Genomic DNA, 18,180 nt, shown 5'->3' on the forward strand with positions numbered 1-18,180 from the left:
ACCAGTAACAACAGAAGATGAATTATTCATAGCGCAGCGCCTCCGCCGGTTTGACCCGGGCCGCACGGGCTGCCGGATAGAGGGTGGCGCTGAAGCTGAGCAGCACGGCGCCCAGCAAAATGGTCACGACTTGGGCGGGTTCGACGATGACCGGCAGGCCCGAGCCGCCGGCTGTCATATAGAGGTTGAGCCCCACCGCATTGAGCAGGGGGTTGAGCCCCATAGAGAGCGCCAGCCCCGCCAGCCCCCCGAACAGGGCGCCGATGACGCCGCTGGAGGCCCCCAGCACCATGAAGATCTTGACGATGCCAGCCTCGCTCATGCCCATGGTGCGCAGGATGGCGACCTCCCCTTCCTTGTCGGTCACCACCATCACCAGGGCGGAGAGGATGTTGAAGGTGGCGACCGCGATGATCAGCACCAGCATCAACCCCATCATCCGCTTCTCCATGGCCACGGCCTGGAACAGCTCGCCGCGCTCGCGGCGCCAGTCCTGCCACTCCAGCCCGTCAGGCAGCGCCGTCTTCACCACCTCGTCGGCGGCGAAGGGATCATCCAGCCAGAGGCGGATGCCGCCTACCTTGTCCGCAGGCAGGCGCAGCAGACGCTGGGCATCTCCCAGCGCAATCAGGGCAACCTGGCTGTCCACGTCGGCGCCGACCCCGAAGATGCCGGAGACGGTGAAGAGGCGCTGGGCCGGCACCCGGCCAAACGGGGTGAAACGGGTGCCTTCGGTCAGGATCAGACGGACCTGGTCGCCCATGGAGACCTTGAGACGATTGGCCACCCCCTGCCCCAGCACTATGTGGTATTCACCGGCTTGCAGGCTGTCCAGACGCCCCATCTGCATCTGGGCGTGCAGGATGTCATCCTTGGGCCACTGGGCGGGATCGATCCCCTGCACGCTGACGCCGGTGAGCTGACCGGGGCTTTGCAACATGCCTTCGCTGTCGAGCATGGGGGCATGGGCGATCACGTGGGGCAACCTGGCCAAGTCCGGCAGCCCCTGCGGCGCGGCGTCGATGCGCCCCGCCGGGCTGGTCACCACCACATGGGGGATCACCCCGAGGATGCGCCCTTTGAGCTGCCCTTCAAAACCGTTCATCACCGAGATGACCACCATCAGGGCCGCGACCCCGATGGCAATGCCGAAAGTGGAAAACAGGGAGATAAATGACACGAAGCGATTGCTGCGTCGCGAGCCTGCGTAACGCAGGCCGATGGCCAGCGACAGTGGCTGAAAAAGTCCAGTCTTCAAGGATATCTACGTTGCCAACAAAATAAGATACCGGATAATAAAGGGAAACCGTCTATGACAACAAGGGATAGCCTCCATGCAGGAACAGTTCTTCAGTGTCACTCATGCCACGCCGGTCAATGTGATCCCCATGCCCGGCGATTTTCACCTGCCCTCGCTGGAGGCACTGGAAGCCGAGCTGCCCGAACCCTTTCGCATCGCCTCCTCCATCACCTCCATCGACATGGTAACCAGCCGCCTGCTCCGCAACCAGAGTGAGTCGATGCACGATCTGGTGGAGATCATCAACCAGCAGTCGCGCAAGATCGACATGATCATGGGCTATGTGCTGTCGGTGCAGGATCACCCGGAGCACCGCTTCCACACCCTGCGCTTTGGCGCCGGCCAGCTCACCTATCTGCACCCGCGCCAGGGCCACGGAGAGGCACCGCACCTGCACCAGATAGTGCGGCTCAAGATCTTCCTGCGCGAAGAGGCCTCCGCCATCTACTGCTACGGCCAGGTCAAGCAGCTGGAACCGAGCGAGCACGGCACCCAGGTGGTGCTCGACTATGTGCGGATCCGCGAGGATGACCGCGAACTGCTGGTACGCGCCAGCCTGCATATCCAGTCCAAACAACTCAAACTTCGTGCGCAAGACCGTCAACGTTAAAAGAATCGAATGATGCCAATGAAGCTCCCCGCCTTGCCCGCCAAGGCGGGCCAAAAGTCAACGCTCGGCCAGCTGACAGGCAGCAGCCTCTCGCTGATAGCCGCTCGCCTCACCGAGGAGGCTCATCGCCCCGTCCTGCTGGTGACCGCCGATACCCCGAGTGCCCTGCGCCTCGAACAGGAACTGCAGTACCTCTTGGCCGACAAGGGCTGCTCGGTGCTGCTGTTCCCGGATTGGGAGACCCTGCCCTACGACACCTTCTCCCCCCATCAGGACATCATCTCCCAGCGGCTCGAGACCCTCTACAAGCTGCCGCAGATGAGCAGCGGCGTGCTGATCGTGCCCATCTCCACCCTGATGTTGCGCACGGCGCCCCGGGTCTATCTCGACAAATACAGCCTGATGGTGAAGAGCGGCCAGCGCCTCAACCTGCAGCAGCTGCGCGCACGCCTGGCCGAGGCCGGTTACGTGGCGGTGGAGCAGGTGCTGGAGCACGGCGAATTTGCCGCCCGCGGCTCCCTGCTCGATCTCTTCCCCATGGGCAGCAGCAGCCCCTATCGCATCGATTTTTTCGACGACGAGGTGGACTCCATCCGCCCGTTCGACCCCGAGACCCAACGCTCCAGCGAGCCGGTCAAGAGCGTCAGCCTGTTGCCGGCCCGGGAGTTTCCCACCGATGAAGCCGCCATCGAGCTGTTTCGCGGCCAGTATCGCGAACAGTTCGAGATCTCCCGCGCCGAGGGATCCATCTATCAGGATGTGAGCAAGGGACGCTGGCCGGCGGGCATCGAGTACTATCTGCCGCTCTTCTTCCAGCAGACCGCCAGCCTGTTTGATCACCTGCCGGACAACACCCTGCTGCTGACCGTGGGGGAGATCTACCCCGCCGCCCAGCGCTTCTGGAACGACATCGGCCAGCGCTACGAAGACAGGCGCTGGGACAATACCCGTCCCCTGCTGCTGCCCCAGCAGATCTACCTGCCGGTGGAGCAGCTGTTTGCCGCTCTGGGTCAGTACGCGGCCGTACGGCTGCAGGAGGCCCCCACCGCCGGTGATGCGGGGCAGCACGACCTGCCTCTCTCGGCGCTACCGGATCTTCAGCTCGATCACAGCAAGGAGCAGCCGCTGCTGGCCCTCAGCCAGTTCCTGCAAGGTTTTACCGGCCGCACCCTGTTTGCGGTGGAGTCCGAAGGACGGCGCGAGGTGCTGGGGGATCTGCTGGCGCGCATCGCGCTGCAGCCCAAGGAGTTCACCTCGCTCGATGCCTTCATCACCAGCAAGGCTCGCCACGGCCTGCTGGTGGCACCGCTCGAGCGCGGCTTCTTGCTGCGAGAGCCGGGGCAAGAGGAGCTGGCGCTCATCACCGAAATCGAACTGCTGGGCGGCAAGATCCGCAGCAAACGGCAACGGGAGAAGAGCAAGAACTTAAGCTCGGATGCGGTGATCCGAAACTTGGGCGAGCTGACCCAGGGTCAGCCGGTGGTGCACCTGGATCACGGGGTCGGTCGCTATCTGGGGCTGGAAACCATAGACGCCGGCGGCCTGCCCACCGAGTTTCTGACCCTGGAATACGCCGGTGGCGACAAGCTGTTCGTGCCGGTCACCAGCTTGCATCTCATCAGCCGCTACACAGGTTCCGACAATCCGCCCAGCCACAAGCTCGGCGGCGAGGCCTGGGTCAAGGCGCGGCGCAAGGCGGCCGAGAAGGTGCGCGACGTGGCGGCCGAGCTGCTCGATGTCTACGCCCACCGCGCGGCCCGCGCCGGCTTTGCCTTCAAGCACGACCGCGAGGCCTATCGCCAGTTTGCCGCCGGCTTCCCGTTCGAGGAGACCGACGATCAGCTCAACGCCATCAACGCCGTGCTCGGCGACATGTGCCAGGCCAAGAGCATGGACCGCCTGGTGTGCGGCGACGTGGGCTTTGGCAAGACCGAGGTGGCGATGCGGGCGGCGTTTGTGGCCGTGCACGGCGGCAAGCAGGTGGCCGTGCTGGTGCCCACCACCCTCTTGGCCCAGCAACACTACGACAACTTCCGCGACCGCTTCGCCAACTGGCCGGTGCGGGTGGAGGTGCTGAGCCGCTTCCGCTCCGCCAAGGAGCAGAGCGCCGTGATGAAGGAGATGGCCGAGGGCAAGGTGGACATCATCATCGGCACCCACAAGCTGCTCGGCGCCGAGCTCACCTTCAAGGATCTCGGCCTGCTCATCGTCGACGAGGAGCATCGCTTCGGGGTGCGCCAGAAGGAGAAGATCAAGGCGCTGCGCGCCGATGTGGATATCCTCACCCTTACCGCCACCCCCATTCCGCGTACCCTCAACATGGCGATGTCGGGCATGCGGGATCTCTCCATCATCGCCACCCCGCCCGCCAAGCGCCTGGCCATCAAGACCTTCGTGCGCCAGCATGAGCCGGCGGTGGTGCGCGAGGCGGTGCTGCGGGAATTGAAGCGTGGCGGTCAGGTCTACTACCTGCACAACGACGTGGAGAGCATCGAGAAGTGTGCGGCGGATCTTGCCGAGCTGGTGCCGGAGGCGCGCATCGGTATCGCCCACGGCCAGATGCGCGAACGGGAGCTCGAGCGGGTGATGTCGGACTTCTACCACCAGCGCTTCAACCTGCTGGTCTGCACCACCATCATCGAGACCGGCATCGACGTGCCAAGCGCCAACACCATCATCATGGACCGGGCGGATCATCTGGGCCTGGCCCAGCTGCACCAGCTGCGGGGCCGGGTCGGCCGCTCCCACCACCAGGCCTATGCCTATCTGCTCACCCCCCATCCCAAGCTGATGACCAAGGACGCGGCCAAGCGACTGGAGGCCATTGCGTCGCTCGAAGATCTCGGCGCCGGCTTTGCGCTCGCCACCCACGATCTGGAGATCCGTGGCGCCGGCGAGCTGCTTGGCGACGATCAGAGCGGCCAGATCGAATCGGTCGGCTTCACCCTCTACATGGAGATGCTGGAGCAGGCGGTGGAGGCGCTCAAACATGGCAAGGAGCCGTCGCTCGAGCAGCTCATGAGCCAGCACACCGAGGTGGAGCTGCGCCTGCCGGCCTTGCTGCCGGACGACTACATCCCGGACGTCAACATGCGGCTCTCCATGTACAAGCGGATCGCCAGTGCGGCGGACGAGCAGGAACTGCGCGAACTCAAGGTGGAGCTCATCGACCGCTTCGGCCTCTTGCCGGAGGCGACCAAAACCCTGATGGAACTGGCCGCCTTCCGCCAGCGCGCCACGGCGCTGGGCATTCGCCGGGTGGAGATGAGCGAGCGCGGCGGTTACCTGGACTTTACCCAGGAAACCCGCGTCAACCCGGCCTATCTGGTCAAACTGCTCTCCGAGCAGCCGCGCATCTACAAGATGGACGGGCCGACCCGGCTGCGCTTCCAGGTGCCAACCCAGGAGCGGGCTATGCGCCTCAAGCTGGTGGACGGCCTGCTGGCGGATCTCGCCAGCCACGCCAGCCCCTGAGGTGGCATTCCTTGAGCGGCTAGCCGCTCACCCAAATAAAACGGGAGCCATATTGGCTCCCGTTTTTTATCCCGTGACACTGGCCGTTAAGATTGCTCGGCCGGGTTCTCGTGGGCGGAGAACTCCCGCATGAAGGCCTCGGCCCGCTCAACCATCTTGGTGGAGCCCACGAAATAGGGGGTGCGCTGGTGCAGTGCGGTGGGCTGGATATCCATGATGCGGTTGAAGCCGTCGGAGGCTCTGCCACCCGCCTGCTCCACCAGAAATGCCATGGGGTTGCACTCATAGAGCAGACGCAGCTTGCCGTTCGGCGAGTTGGTGCCGGACGGATAGATGTAGATGCCACCCTTGAGCAAGTTGCGATGGAAGTCGGAGACCAGAGAGCCGATGTAACGGGAGGTGTAAGGACGGTGGGTCGCCTCGTCCCGTTCCTGGCAATATTTGAGGTACTTCTTCACCCCGTCCGGGAACTTGATGTAGTTGCCCTCGTTGATGGAGTAGATCTTGCCCTCCTCCGGAATGCGGATGTTCTCGTGGGAGAGGCAGAAGCAGCCGATGGAGGGGTCGTAGGTAAAGCCGTTGACGCCAAAACCGGTGGTGTAGACCAGCATGGTAGAGGAGCCATAGACCACGTAACCGGCGGCGACCTGGCGGTTGCCCGGCTGCAGGAAGTCTTCCAGGGTGACGCCAGCACCCGGCTTGCTGACCCGGCGATAGATGGAGAAGATGGTCCCGACGGAGACATTGACGTCGATGTTGGAGGAGCCGTCGAGGGGATCTATCAGCACCACGTACTTGGAGTGGCGGGAGAGCTCGGAATCGAAGGAGACGAAATCCTCCTCCTCTTCGGAGGCCATGCCACACACCTCGCCACGGGCTTCGAGCGCCGCCTTGAAGCGCTCGTTGGCGTAGACGTCCAGCTTCTGCTGCACCTCGCCCTGCACGTTCTCAGCACCCATGGAGCCGATGATGTCCGCCAGCCCCGCCTTGTTGATCTCCCGGTTCACCACCTTGGCAGCCAGGCGAATGGAGCTGAGCAGGGAGGTCAGCTCGCCGGTCGCAGTGGGATAATCCGCCTGCTTTTTGACGATGAACTCGCCCATGGTGATCATGTTTCGCATTATGGTTCCTTTAAGATCGTTTCCGTTGGCATTGAAAACGTTTGCAAGCATCAGCAAAAAAAGTGCCGATCCTCGGCAGCGTTGTTTTGTAACCTAATGTAACGTCTGTTTTTTGTTTTTGCAGCGAATTAAGCCGCTTGATAAATGCGCATTTCCGTCATTTTTTCTGCCCGACGCTCGCCATAAACTGGTTTCAATCGGTAACTTTTTGAATGTTAATTCGTGGCAAAAAATCACGAAGATGTTGCCATGAGGGCGCCAAGATCCCCGCTCTGCCCCCTATCTGGGGCGCATGCCAAAGGAGACCGGTCTGCCTCTTGAGATCTCGCCATCAATCCCGCACACTGGCCAGGCTTTGGAAGCAAAAAAACATAAGGATATTCAATGAAAAGGACTCTCATTGCCGGCACGGTGGCCGCTCTGTTCGCACTCCCCGTCCTGGCGGCCCAGGTACCGGCCGGTACCAAGCTGTTACCCGCAGAACAGCAAACCTTCATCCGCAACATAGGTACCGAACCCGCCTCCATCGATCCCCAGATGGTGGAAGAGAGCGCGGGCAGCGAAATCGTCAACGATCTGTTCGAGGGGCTCTACACCCTGGACGGGGACGGCAAGCTGCAACCTGCCGGCGCCCTGGGTTACCAGCTCGATCCCACCGGCACCGTCTACACCTTCAAGCTCAGACCAGATGCCAAGTGGTCCAACGGCGAGCCGGTGACGGCAGCCGATTACGTCTATGGCTGGCAGCGGGCGGCGGATCCCAAGAACGCCTCCAACTACGCCTGGTTCATCGAGCTGACCGGCGTCACCAATGCCGCCGAGGTCATCCAGGGCAAGCAGAGCCCGGATACGCTGGGCATCAAGGCGCTCGATGCCCATACCCTGCAGATCACCCTGAAAAACCCGGTCCCCTTCTTCCTGAAGACCCTCTCCCACTACACCACCTTCCCGGCGCCCAAAGCGACCATCGAGAAGTTCGGTCATGAGTGGGTCAAGCCGGGCAACATCGTCTCCAACGGGGCCTTCGTGCTCAAGGAGTGGACCCCCAACGAACGCCTCATCGCCGAGCGCAACCCCCATTACTGGGACAACAAGAATACGGTGCTGAACAAGGTGTTCTATCTGGAGATCGTCTCCGACACCGCCGCCTACAACCGCTACCGCGCCGGCGAGCTGCACTACACCAGCTACCCGCTCGAGCAGTACAAGCAGCTCAAGCAGCAGAGCCCGCAGGAGCTGGTGAGCGTGCCAACCCTGGCCACCTACTACTACGTGTTCAACACCCAGCGCAAACCGTTCGATGACCCCAAGGTGCGCAAGGCGCTGTCGCTTGCCATCGACAGGGACACCATCACCGAGAAGATCCTGGGACAGGGTCAGATCTCTGCCTTCAGCCTGACCCCGCCCATCGTCGACGGCTTCGAGCTCAAGCGACCGGCCAGCGAGCTGATGAGCAAGGAGGAGCGGATCAAGCAGGCCAAGGCGTTGCTCGGCGAGGCGGGCTACGGCCCGGACAAGCCGCTGACGGTGGACATCCTCTACAACACCAACGAGGGGCACAAGAAGATAGCGCTGGCCATCTCCTCCATGTGGAAGCACAACCTGGGTGTCCAGGCCAAGCTCAACAACATGGAGTGGAAAACCATGGTCTCGGCCCTCAACGAAGGGGATTTCGGGGTCAGTCGCTACTCCTGGAACGGGGACTACAACGATGCGTCCACCTTCCTCGATATCCTGACCTCCAGCAGCAGCGCCAACAGCGGCAAGTGGTTCAACAAGGAGTACGACGCCCTGCTGAGCAAGGCCCACGACTCGCAGGATGGCGCCGAGCGCAACCGCCTCTATCAACAGGCGGAAGCGGTGATCGAGGCCGACGCCCCCATCGCCCCGGTCTACTTCTACGTCAAGTCCCGCCTGCTCAAGCCCAACATCAAGGGCTACCCCTACCAGAATCCGCAGGATCTGGTCTACTCGAAGGACCTCTACCTCACCGCGCAGTGAGGCTAGCTATCCCGCATAAAAAAAGACCGCCATTCGGCGGTCTTTTTTTCAATCCTCCCGGCAGGCGGCCAGCGCCACCCTGCGCCGGCGCAGCACCACAGGTTGCACCAGCAGCTGGGCCAGCAAGACCCCAAACAGGGTCATGCCGCCGCCGATCAAGTGATAGCTGGTCAATCTCTCGCCGAGCCAGCTGATGGCCAGGCCCGCTGTCATCACCGGCAACAGGTTCATGAAGATGGCGGTGCGGCTCGCCCCCAGCAGAGCGATGCCCTGCATCCAGAGCCAGGGGGACAGGGCCGAAGTCGGGATCCCCGCATAGAGGATCAGCCAGAGCGCCCGCCCGTCCGACCAGTGTCCGTCCACCAGCAGATAAAACGGGGTGAGAAACAGCAGGCTGCAGAGCACCTGGCCGTAGAGCATGGACCAGTTGTCGAGTCCCAGATCCCACTTCTTGAGCAGCACGCTGTAGAGCGCATAGGTGCCCGCCGACAGCAGCATGTAAACGGAGCCGATGTGGATGCCCTGAGTAAAGAGGCGGGCGGGATCCCCCTGCCCCAGCAAAATGGCCAGTCCCAGAATGGAGATGACGCCGCCTAGCAGCGCCCCCCAGGTGGGACGCTCGCGCAGCAACCAGATGCTGAGCAGCACAGTCATCAAGGGGGTGAGCCCCATCATCAGGCCGATTTCGGTGGCCCCCAGGGTCTGCGCCGCGTAGTAGCCGAAGGTCTGGTTGAGCACCATGCCAAGCAGGGCCAGCGCCGCCAGCTGATAGAAACCGGCCCGCAGTTTGGCTCGCTCGCGCCAGGCCCGATGGGCCAGAAACGGGGTCAGCACGATGGCGGCCACCATCCAGCGTGACCAGGCCAGCGCCGCCGGCGAGAGCACCCCCACCGCCAATTTGCTGACGATGGCGTTGCCGGCCCAGATGGCCATGCAGGAGAAGGGAAACAAGAAGGCAAGGGGCATCGCTATATCCAGAAAAAGCCAGCGGGTATTTCAGGCGGGAGTATAGGGAGGCCGGCAGGATTAGCAAGCATCAGGCCGTCCGGGGTGGATTGCCTGACAAAAAGGGGAACCGAACAGCGCCAAAGAGGCCGGAATGGCCCCAAAAACAATCATGCCCGCACGGTGGCGGGCATGATACGGATCAGCGAGGTGACGAAGCTATCACGCCGCATCCATGTGCAGTCTCGAGATCAACGCGTTGACCTCGACCACGGTCTGGCGGTGGGGAATGTCCGCCGACGTGGGCATCATCAGCAAGCCGGACTGGAAGTCGAAGCGTCCTCTGCCGTGGATGTAAATCCGCCCCTTGAAGAAGGTTTTGACATGTTTTGCCACCATCAATGGCAGGTACTTCTTGAATACTCTCATCGTTTGCAACCTCTTGCAGTTGTATCCGTATGACAGCAGCTTCTGCGAAATAATTCCGTCAAATCTGTATAAAAATCCGGAAAAATCGCAACTCTCTTCCCCAAAAAACCAATCTATAACTTTTTATTAACTTTTAGCGTATTGTATGTGGTCCTTCCAACCAGAGCAAGGCCCCCTTGCCATCCTGCCACTCGATACAGGCCAGGCCCGAGGTGGCAAACATGGGGGCACCGGCTGCCGGACAGAGGCTCTGCACCAGGTATCCCACCAGCGGCAGGTGGCTCACCATCAGGATGCAGTCGTGCTTGGCTGCCAGCGTGGTGAGGTAGCTCGCCACGAAGGCCGGATCGCCGTAAGGGGTGATGTCACCGCTCTCTTCGACTGCCCCCGCCTTGGGTAATTCACTGCATATGCTCTGCCAGGTTTGTCTGGCGCGCAGATAGTTGCTGTGGATCACCCGATCCAGCTTGCCGCCAAGCTGGGGGGCCAGCCAGCGGGCCATGTGGATGGACTCTTCGATTCCCTGCTCGGTCAGTGGACGCTGTTCATCTGTTTTCGCATTCATGCCAGCCTGGCCATGACGCATGATGTAGATTTTCATTACAACCTCGCCCAACGGGCCTGTTTTGATAGCGGGGGGATCTTACCCCGCCATGCCGGGGGAAACAATTGCGCTACCTCTCAGAAAAGGGTTTGCCTCACCGGGTAGCGGGGTCGATAATCATGTTTAAATTCAAATAAATCCAACAAGAGTCACGCGCCAATGAGCCCATATGCCAGTCCCAACGACCATCGGCAATACCACTATCTGGAGCTGGCGAACCGGCTCAGGGTCTTGTTGATCTGCGATCCAGACACCGACAAGTCCGCCGCCTCCCTGGCTGTCAACACCGGCCACTTCGACGATCCAGCGGACCGGCAGGGGATGGCTCACTTCCTCGAGCATATGCTGTTCCTTGGCACCTGCACCTATCCCAAGCCTGGTGAATACCAGCAATTTATGAGCCGTCATGGCGGCAGCAACAACGCCTGGACCGGCACCGAGTTCACCAACTTCTTCTTCGAAATTGACAACGGCTTCTTCGAGGCAGGGCTGGATCGCTTCTCCCAGTTCTTCATCTGCCCCACCTTCGATCCCGAGTGGGTGGACAAGGAGCGCAACGCGGTCGACTCCGAATACCGCCTCAAGCTGCAGGACGACGTGCGCCGCAGCTACCAGGTGCACAAGGAGACGGTCAATCCCGCCCACCCCTTCGCCAAATTCTCGGTGGGCAACCTGGATACCCTGGCCGATCTGCCCGGCCGGGATCTGCGCTCCGACCTTATCCGGTTTTACGAAACCCACTACAGCGTGGATCGCATGGCGCTGGTGATGATCTCGCCAGCCACCATCGAGACCCAGCTGGGTTGGTGCGATCGCTTTTTCGCTCCCATTTTGAATCGCAATTTGGGAACGCCGACCCTAGACATGCCCCTCTACCGGCTCGATGACCTGGGCATTCGCATCCAGATCAACCCGGTCAAGGAGACCCGCAAGCTCGCGCTCACCTTCCCACTGCCCAACGTGGATGAGTATTACGACAAGAAGCCCCTCACCTTCCTGAGCCACCTCATCGGCTACGAAGGAGACGGCAGCCTGCTCTCTCTGCTGAAAGCGAAGGGTTGGGTCAACCAGCTCTCCGCCGGCGGTGGCATCAGCGGCGCCAACTTCAAGGATTTTGGCGTCAACTTCGGGCTAACCCCGCTCGGGCTCGAACACGTCAACGAGATAGTGACGGCCCTGTTCGGTTACTTGAAGCTCATCGAGCGCGGCGGAGTGGAAGCCTGGCGCTATGACGAGAAGCGCACCGTGCTCGAATCAGCCTTCCGCTTCCAGGAGCGGGGCCGGGCACTCGACACCGTCTCCGGGCTGGTGTTGAACCTGTTCAGCTACGCTCCCGACGACCTGCTCTACGGCGACTACATGATGCGCGCATACGACGAGCCGCTCATTCGCCGCCTGCTCGCCAAGCTCACCCCGCACAACCTGCGCATGACCGTCACGGCGCCGGAGCTCGGCACGGACCGGCTGGCCCGCTGGTATCAGACCCCTTACAGCGTCTCCATCATCACCGAGGCGGAGAAGATCCGCTGGCAGCAGAGCGAACCGGATCCGGCGCTTGCCCTGCCGCTGCCCAACCCCTTCATCAGCAACCGGCTCGACGTGCGCACGCCCGAGCTTGCCGCTGACATGCCCGCCTGTCTCATCGATCGGCCCGGCTTTCGGCTCTGGCACCTGCATGAGCATCAGTTCAGCGTGCCCAAGGGCAACCTCTACATCTCCATCGACAGCGAGCACGCGGTCAAGAGCCCGCGCCACATCGCCATGGCACGCCTGGCGGTGGAGCTGCTCACCGACCACCTCAACGCCCTCACCTACCCGGCGGAGCTGGCGGGGCTCGGCTATCAGATCTATGCCCACCAGGGCGGCTTTACCATCAACCTGAGCGGCTTTGCCGACAAGCAGCCGCTGCTGCTCGACATGATCCTCGGCAACCGCACCCTGGGTTATCCGGATCCGGCCCGCTTTGCCGAAATCAAGGAGCAGCTCATCCGCAACTGGGACAACCAGTCCAAGGCGCGCCCCATCTCCCAGCTGTTCAACCAGCTCACCAGCCTGCTGCAGCCCAACAACCCGCCGTTCGAGCAGTTGCTGCGCCACCTGCGCAGTGTCGAGCTGGGCGAAATGCCCGCCTTCGTGGCGAGCCTCTTTGCCGAGGTACACGTAGAGACCCTGGTGCACGGTGACTGGACCGCCGCCGAGGCCCTCGAGCTTGCCGCCCTGCTGGAGCGCCACCTCGGCGTCAACAGCCAGCCCAGTGCCGAGACCCGTCGCCCGCTCATCTCTATCCAGGACAGGGGCACCCTCATTCGTGAACAGGGCTGCGAGCATGAAGACTCGGCCCTGCTGGTCTACTACCAGTCGCGCACCACCCGGGCGCGGGATCTGGCCTGCTTCACCCTGGCCAACCACATCATGTCCTCCACCTTCTTTCACGAGCTGCGCACCCGTCAGCAGCTCGGTTACGTGGTGGGGGCTGGCAACCTGCCCCTCAATCGCCATCCCGGCCTCATCTTCTATATCCAGTCGCCGGTGGCCGGGCCGCAGATCCTGCTGGATGCGGTGGAGGAGTTCATCGATCTGTTTCCGCTGGCCATGCTCGAGCTCACTGCCCAGCAGTGGCAGGACAGCAAGGCGGGCCTGCAGGCCCAGCTGAGCGAGCGGGATGCCAACCTGCGCAGCCGCGGCCAGCGGCTCTGGGTCAGCATCGGCAACAAGGATCTGGGCTTTGATCAGCGCGAAAGGGTGTGCGAGGAGGTGGGCAACCTGAGCCGCGCCGACCTAGTGCGCTTTATCACCCAGCTGAGATCGAGAACGTCGGATCGGCTGATCCTCTGCAGCTATGGTCAGGGCCACGAGCACGACGAGCGCATCACCGGCCAGTTTATCGATGACCCGCGTGCATTTCGGCTCAACGCCGCTACCTTCGAGGCCTGATCAGGCCTCCTTTTCCTCTGTTGCAGCCAATAAAAAGCCGACCCCGTGGGGTCGGCTGGAAAAACCATAATCAATTGCGACCAGAGCCGCCAAAAGTGAACATGAGCGTGAAAATCAGACACTGAGTTGATGGTCGGCGGGCAGTCCAAACCAGAGCGCGCCTGCCGATGACAACAGTGATTGAGAAACAGGCTCATCTTAGGCACTCCCCTCCCTTGTCACGTTGATCTATGTCAAAGGAGGTAATAAAGAGTCAACCAGCTGCAGCTTTATGGCGAGTTTTATGGCCTCAGCTCACGCTTTTGGTCAAGCCTCTGGACGGCGGATCAGCCGGTAGGCCACCTCGTCGAAGTAGGAAAGTTGGCCCGACAACACCCTGGGGTGATCGAGCTCCGCCGCTCGCCCCAGCACCTCCACCTGGAAGTGGCGCTCGAACAGGGTGCGCACCTCCATCTCCCCTACCGAGAACGGCGGCTGACGCTGCTGCTCCGGCTGATATTCCAGAGTCACCAGCAGGATCTGACCACCCACCTCGATAAGCCGGCTCATCAGCTCGGCATATTGACGGCGCATGGCGGTCGGCAGCGCAATGAGGGACGCCCTGTCGTAAGCCAACCGATAACGGCGGCCAAGTTCGGGGGCGGCGAAAAAATCCCCCTCATAAATGCGCAGGCTGTCGTGCTGATGGCACTGATAGGGCCCCTCGGCACTCACAGTTTCACTCAGTTTGTTCTCGCTGAAAAAGCTGTTGATGGCGACGGACGAGAGCTCGAACCCGTCGACCGGATGGCCCTGCCCGCTCAGCCAGAGCATGTCGCGGGACTTGCCGCACAGGGGCACCAGCACGGGCTCGCCCTGCTGCTGGGCCGACCACCAGGATTGCAGCCAGCGATTGAAATCCGCCTGATGAAAGCCGATCCGGTTCTCTTCCCAACGCTGATGCCAAAAAGCCGCTTCCATCCTGTCACCCCTGTCATGTAAAGATGCCTCAATATCACAACTTAGCCCGCTGCACGCAAGCACCAACAGGGCCCCAGCCACAACTTTTACCCAAAAAAGCACAGCAAAACAAAAAAGGGCCCGAAGGCCCCCTTTTGACATCTTTTTGTCATCCACTCCTGCTCTTGCTCGCCTGTTTTCCGCCCGCTTGCTACCGCGACGGCAAGGCGAGCCGGATCAGAGCAAAACTGGCTCGGCGCAGATGACCGCGGCCACCGCAGTAAGCCTGGCTGCAATCTCGGTAAAATCTGGGCGCGCCGCCACCGCCTCGGCGAGACAGTCATCCACCAGGGCATGCAGGGCATCCAGCCGGTCATCATAAGGGGCGCAGCGGGCCAGCAGCTCTTCCAGCAGGCAGCCGAAGGCCCTCACTTCCAGTCGCTCCAGCAAGCCAGCCAGCTCGCCGTTGGTTCGCTCATAACAGGAGGCTGCGCCGAAATCCCCGAGCAGCAACCGCCCCTCCCCTTGCGAGGCGTGCAGCATGTTGTGGGCGTAGAGATCGCCGTGCAGGATGCCGCGCCCGTGCAGATGCAGCGCGGCGCTCGCCACCCCCTGCGCCATGGCCAGCAGCACAGCCGGGGTAAAGCGGGCATCGGCCGGGTAGATGTCGCGAGTGCAGGAGTCCAGGCTCGGCGGTCCCGCCAGGTTGATAAAGTCAGGGTCTATCAGCGCCATCACCAGCGCCGGGATGCCGGAGGGGTGATCGCCCACCCGCCCCTCGACCCCGACCAGATGGGGATGACAACCAGCCGCCAGCGACACCGCCAGCTCGCAGCGGGGCAGCCCATCGCTGGTCACGGCCCCCTTGAAGCACTTGACCGCTACCGCCCGCGGCCCCGCCGGCGTTGCCAGCTCGGCGCGATGGATGACACCGGATGCCCCCTGCCCCAGCAGCTCCCCCACCGTCAGTGCAGCCCACGGGATGTCGGCCACCGAGGCACACTGGCCCAGCCGCTGCTCCTGATTGTCGCTGAAGGGGTTGCCCGCGTACGCCAGCCAGGCGAGACGCGGCAGCCTCGCCAGCCAATTCGGGAGCGAGTCGAGCCGGTTGGCGGCGATACGCACCAGCTCCAGACGCTGGCAGTTGGCCAGGCTTGCCGGCAGCTCGCGCAGGCGATTCCCCGAGAGCATCAGCTTTTGCAGGGCGCCGCATTGACCCAGCTCATCGGGCAACTGCTCCACCACGTTGTCGGTCAGGATCAACCAGCGTAGCCCCACCGGTAGCGACGCAGCGGGCACAGTGGCGATCCGGTTGGCCTTGAAGCCCACCATGGTAAGCGCCGGGCAGCGCCCCAGCACCTCGGGCAGCTCGGTGAAGCGGTTTTCGGAGCAGAAAATGATGCGTAGCTTGCTGAACCCGGCAAGCTCGTCAGGCAGCCGACTCAACTGGTTGCCGGTGAGATCCAGCACCTCCAGCGTCTCTTTGAGAGCCAGGATCTCGGGCGGGAACTCCGTCAGGTTTTCGGCGAGTTTGAGGTGGCGGGCGCCGCAGAGTTCACCTGCGCGCAGCTGTTCCAGGGTATGCATGACATCGTCTCTATCTGGTGGCCGACTCGCGGCCAACGGCGCTGTCGGTGGTTGGCCCAGCAGTAAAAAAAAGAGGGGGCATTATAGAGAATGACGGCCGAAGATCCCCTGTTTTGTTGCCGCGAGGGTCTGCACCGGCGCACGGTGCCGTGATACGGGGGCAAAGAGAGCAAGATCCGGGTCGTGTCAGCGAGGGCCGATTGCCATAGTGGGACCGAACCAGAGTGGGGTCGAACCTATTGAGGGTCGAATCCATTACCAACCCTGTGCGCCCGCACAACACACCTGCGAGGGAACTGCCATGTCATTACTGTCCAACAAGGTCGCCATCATCACCGGCGCCAGCTCCGGCATCGGCCGCGCCAGCGCCATCCTGTTTGCCCGGGAAGGAGCCAGCGTCGTCGTCGGCGCCCGCCGCCAGCCCGAGCTGGATCTGCTGGTGGAGGAGATCCGCCATGAGGGGGGCCTGGCGGTGAGCCTGGCGGGGGATGTGAAAAGCGAAACCTATGCCCGCGTCCTGGTGGATCTCGCGCTGACCCGTTTCGGCGGGCTCGATATCGCCTTCAACAACGCAGGCATCACGGGGACACCGGGCAGCGTGCCGGCGCTTGAACTGGCGCAGTGGCAGGAAACCCTGGATACCAACCTCACCAGCGCCTTTGTGGGGGCCAAGTACCAGATCCCCGCCATGCAGGCACGCGGCGGCGGCTCGCTTATCTTTACCTCCACCTTCGTCGGCCATACCCTGGGGCTGCCCGGCATGGCGGCCTATGCCGCGAGCAAAGCCGGCCTCATCGGCCTGACCCAGGTGCTGGCTGCCGAATATGGGGCACAAGGGGTGCGGGTCAACGCCCTGCTGCCGGGGGGTACCGACACCCCCATGGGACGGGCCTTTACCGATACGCCGGAGAGTCTCGCCTTTGTGCAGAATATGCATGCCCTCAAACGGCTGGCCCAACCGGAGGAGATCGCCCGCTCGGCCCTTTATCTCGCGTCCGATGCATCCAGCTTTACCACCGGCATTGCCCTGCTGACCGATGGTGGGGTATCTATTTGTCGCACATGACCTTGTCGCACCCCATATCCTGCGGCTGCAAACCTATCGTGAGAGCGCCTTATGTCTGATTACGCCCGCATCGCCGATGCCATCCGTTTTATCGCAAGCCAGGTGGCGCGCCAGCCCACCCTGGACGAGATAGCGGCGCACGTGCACTTAAGCCCCTTTCACTTCCAGCGGCTGTTCAGCCGCTGGGCCGGGGTGACGCCCAAACGCTATCTGCAGGTGCTGACCCTGGAGCGGGCCAAGACGCTGCTGCAGGAGTCACGCCCGCTGTTGGAGGTGGCCGATACCCTGGGCCTGAGCAGCGGCTCGCGGCTCTACGATCACTTCGTGCAGCTCGAAGCGGTGACGCCGGGCGAGTACAAACAGCGCGGGGCCGGGCTGGTTATCGATCACGGGGTGCACGACACCCCCTTCGGTCAGGCGTTCGTCGCCCTGACCCCTCGGGGGGTGTGCAACTTCTCGTTTCTCGATGACCAGGCGCCACAGGCGCCGCTGACCGCCCTCGCCCAGAGCTGGCCCGAGGCAGAACTGAGGGAGGCGCCATCACGCACCCAGGGGGTCATCCACACCATGTTCGATGGCAGCAAGACACAGGATCGCCCCATCTCCTTGCACGTGAGCGGCACCAACTTCCAGATCAGTGTCTGGCGGGCGTTGCTGCAGATCCCGCCCGCCAAGGTGGTGAGCTACGCCCAGGTAGCAAGCGCCGTCGGCAATCTCAAGGCCGCCCGCGCCGTGGGGTTGGCGGTGGGCGCCAACCCGGTCGCCTTGATGATCCCCTGCCACAGAGTTATCCAGCAAAACGGCAAACTCGGCGGCTATCACTGGGGCGAGACCCGCAAACAGGCGATACACGCCTGGGAAGCGGCGAGGTATGAGTGAACCTTTATGTTATGCCCGATGGAAGAAGAACGAAGCCTGCTAGTAAGACAACAGGCGACCAGATATCACCGGCAACAATTCGGTAATATAAAGCCGAGGTCATGAGAAGAGCGGGACACACATCGCCCATTTTGTTGCCTGATTACGAGGTATTGCGCTCAACATCATCACCCCAGCAAATTGACGGAGAGACATAGGGTGTAATAAACGACGCGTGTACAGATCTAGTTATCACCTGACACCGGCCTCAAACCGGTGTCTTGTTTACGCTACTTTAGTGCGCACTTCCTT

Annotated in this window: 13 protein-coding genes; 6 read left to right on the plus strand and 7 right to left on the minus strand. The window is 62.3% G+C overall.

Annotation, left to right across the window (positions count from 1 at the left end; translation table 11 throughout):
• Window positions 1-22 precede the first annotated feature (22 nt).
• On the minus strand, window positions 23-1,258 hold the full coding sequence (locus G5134_RS17620; protein WP_065018095.1) for a lipoprotein-releasing ABC transporter permease subunit: 1,236 nt from the start codon (window positions 1,256-1,258) through the stop codon (window positions 23-25).
• Window positions 1,259-1,334: 76 nt separating this feature from the next.
• Here G5134_RS17620 and G5134_RS17625 point away from each other — a divergent pair, with 76 nt between their 5' ends.
• Entirely contained in the window at window positions 1,335-1,910 is a 576-nt protein-coding gene (locus G5134_RS17625; RefSeq protein ID WP_010633791.1) for a hypothetical protein, read from the plus strand.
• Between the two features lie 9 nt (window positions 1,911-1,919).
• Window positions 1,920-5,384, plus strand: coding sequence for a transcription-repair coupling factor (gene mfd / locus G5134_RS17630; protein WP_421232096.1), 3,465 nt, complete (start codon window positions 1,920-1,922; stop codon window positions 5,382-5,384).
• A gap of 86 nt (window positions 5,385-5,470) precedes the next feature.
• Here the strand turns inward: mfd and fbp are convergent, their stop codons facing one another.
• Window positions 5,471-6,505 (minus strand): class 1 fructose-bisphosphatase, encoded by a 1,035-nt coding sequence (gene fbp / locus G5134_RS17635; RefSeq protein ID WP_017764306.1) that lies wholly within the window; start codon window positions 6,503-6,505, stop codon window positions 5,471-5,473.
• 384 nt (window positions 6,506-6,889) lie between these two features.
• Between fbp and G5134_RS17640 the strand changes: the two genes are divergently transcribed.
• The gene (locus tag G5134_RS17640) at window positions 6,890-8,506 is read left to right on the plus strand and encodes a peptide ABC transporter substrate-binding protein (protein ID WP_065018093.1); all 1,617 of its coding nucleotides are present in this window, start codon (window positions 6,890-6,892) and stop codon (window positions 8,504-8,506) included.
• Between the two features lie 48 nt (window positions 8,507-8,554).
• Here the strand turns inward: G5134_RS17640 and G5134_RS17645 are convergent, their stop codons facing one another.
• The 3 genes from G5134_RS17645 to sixA form a co-directional block, all read right to left on the minus strand.
• Entirely contained in the window at window positions 8,555-9,472 is a 918-nt protein-coding gene (locus G5134_RS17645) for a DMT family transporter (protein WP_065018092.1), read from the minus strand.
• 201 nt (window positions 9,473-9,673) lie between these two features.
• Complete coding sequence (locus tag G5134_RS17650) at window positions 9,674-9,880, minus strand: DUF1107 domain-containing protein (RefSeq protein WP_005301545.1); 207 nt, start codon at window positions 9,878-9,880, stop codon at window positions 9,674-9,676.
• 133 nt (window positions 9,881-10,013) lie between these two features.
• Window positions 10,014-10,481, minus strand: coding sequence for a phosphohistidine phosphatase SixA (gene sixA / locus G5134_RS17655; RefSeq protein WP_065018091.1), 468 nt, complete (start codon window positions 10,479-10,481; stop codon window positions 10,014-10,016).
• A 162-nt stretch (window positions 10,482-10,643) separates the two neighbouring features.
• Between sixA and G5134_RS17660 the strand changes: the two genes are divergently transcribed.
• Window positions 10,644-13,418 (plus strand): insulinase family protein, encoded by a 2,775-nt coding sequence (locus G5134_RS17660; protein WP_065018090.1) that lies wholly within the window; start codon window positions 10,644-10,646, stop codon window positions 13,416-13,418.
• A 306-nt stretch (window positions 13,419-13,724) separates the two neighbouring features.
• On the opposite strand, the gene G5134_RS17665 is transcribed toward G5134_RS17660, so the two are convergent.
• Entirely contained in the window at window positions 13,725-14,378 is a 654-nt protein-coding gene (locus tag G5134_RS17665; RefSeq protein WP_065018089.1) for a thiopurine S-methyltransferase, read from the minus strand.
• Between the two features lie 216 nt (window positions 14,379-14,594).
• On the minus strand, window positions 14,595-15,944 hold the full coding sequence (locus G5134_RS17670; RefSeq protein ID WP_065018088.1) for a leucine-rich repeat-containing protein kinase family protein: 1,350 nt from the start codon (window positions 15,942-15,944) through the stop codon (window positions 14,595-14,597).
• A 301-nt stretch (window positions 15,945-16,245) separates the two neighbouring features.
• Between G5134_RS17670 and G5134_RS17675 the strand changes: the two genes are divergently transcribed.
• Together G5134_RS17675 and G5134_RS17680 are read left to right on the plus strand one after the other, a co-directional pair.
• The gene (locus G5134_RS17675) at window positions 16,246-17,010 is read left to right on the plus strand and encodes an SDR family oxidoreductase (protein WP_065018087.1); all 765 of its coding nucleotides are present in this window, start codon (window positions 16,246-16,248) and stop codon (window positions 17,008-17,010) included.
• Between the two features lie 51 nt (window positions 17,011-17,061).
• Complete coding sequence (locus G5134_RS17680) at window positions 17,062-17,889, plus strand: bifunctional transcriptional activator/DNA repair enzyme AdaA (RefSeq protein ID WP_065018086.1); 828 nt, start codon at window positions 17,062-17,064, stop codon at window positions 17,887-17,889.
• Window positions 17,890-18,180: the final 291 nt, after the last annotated feature.

This window comes from Aeromonas sp. 600276 (assembly GCF_049175815.1).
In the GTDB taxonomy this organism is placed as follows: domain Bacteria; phylum Pseudomonadota; class Gammaproteobacteria; order Enterobacterales; family Aeromonadaceae; genus Aeromonas; species Aeromonas dhakensis.

Coding starts and splice junctions, on each gene's coding strand:
- G5134_RS17645 (WP_065018092.1), bottom strand. CDS start 9,472: ATGCCCCTTGCCTTCTTGTTTCCCTTCTCCTGCATGGCCATCTGGGCC.
- G5134_RS17640 (WP_065018093.1), top strand. CDS start 6,890: ATGAAAAGGACTCTCATTGCCGGCACGGTGGCCGCTCTGTTCGCACTC.
- mfd (WP_421232096.1), top strand. CDS start 1,920: ATGATGCCAATGAAGCTCCCCGCCTTGCCCGCCAAGGCGGGCCAAAAG.
- fbp (WP_017764306.1), bottom strand. CDS start 6,505: ATGCGAAACATGATCACCATGGGCGAGTTCATCGTCAAAAAGCAGGCG.
- G5134_RS17660 (WP_065018090.1), top strand. CDS start 10,644: ATGAGCCCATATGCCAGTCCCAACGACCATCGGCAATACCACTATCTG.
- G5134_RS17675 (WP_065018087.1), top strand. CDS start 16,246: ATGTCATTACTGTCCAACAAGGTCGCCATCATCACCGGCGCCAGCTCC.
- G5134_RS17650 (WP_005301545.1), bottom strand. CDS start 9,880: ATGAGAGTATTCAAGAAGTACCTGCCATTGATGGTGGCAAAACATGTC.
- sixA (WP_065018091.1), bottom strand. CDS start 10,481: ATGAAAATCTACATCATGCGTCATGGCCAGGCTGGCATGAATGCGAAA.
- G5134_RS17665 (WP_065018089.1), bottom strand. CDS start 14,378: ATGGAAGCGGCTTTTTGGCATCAGCGTTGGGAAGAGAACCGGATCGGC.
- G5134_RS17670 (WP_065018088.1), bottom strand. CDS start 15,944: ATGCATACCCTGGAACAGCTGCGCGCAGGTGAACTCTGCGGCGCCCGC.
- G5134_RS17625 (WP_010633791.1), top strand. CDS start 1,335: ATGCAGGAACAGTTCTTCAGTGTCACTCATGCCACGCCGGTCAATGTG.
- G5134_RS17680 (WP_065018086.1), top strand. CDS start 17,062: ATGTCTGATTACGCCCGCATCGCCGATGCCATCCGTTTTATCGCAAGC.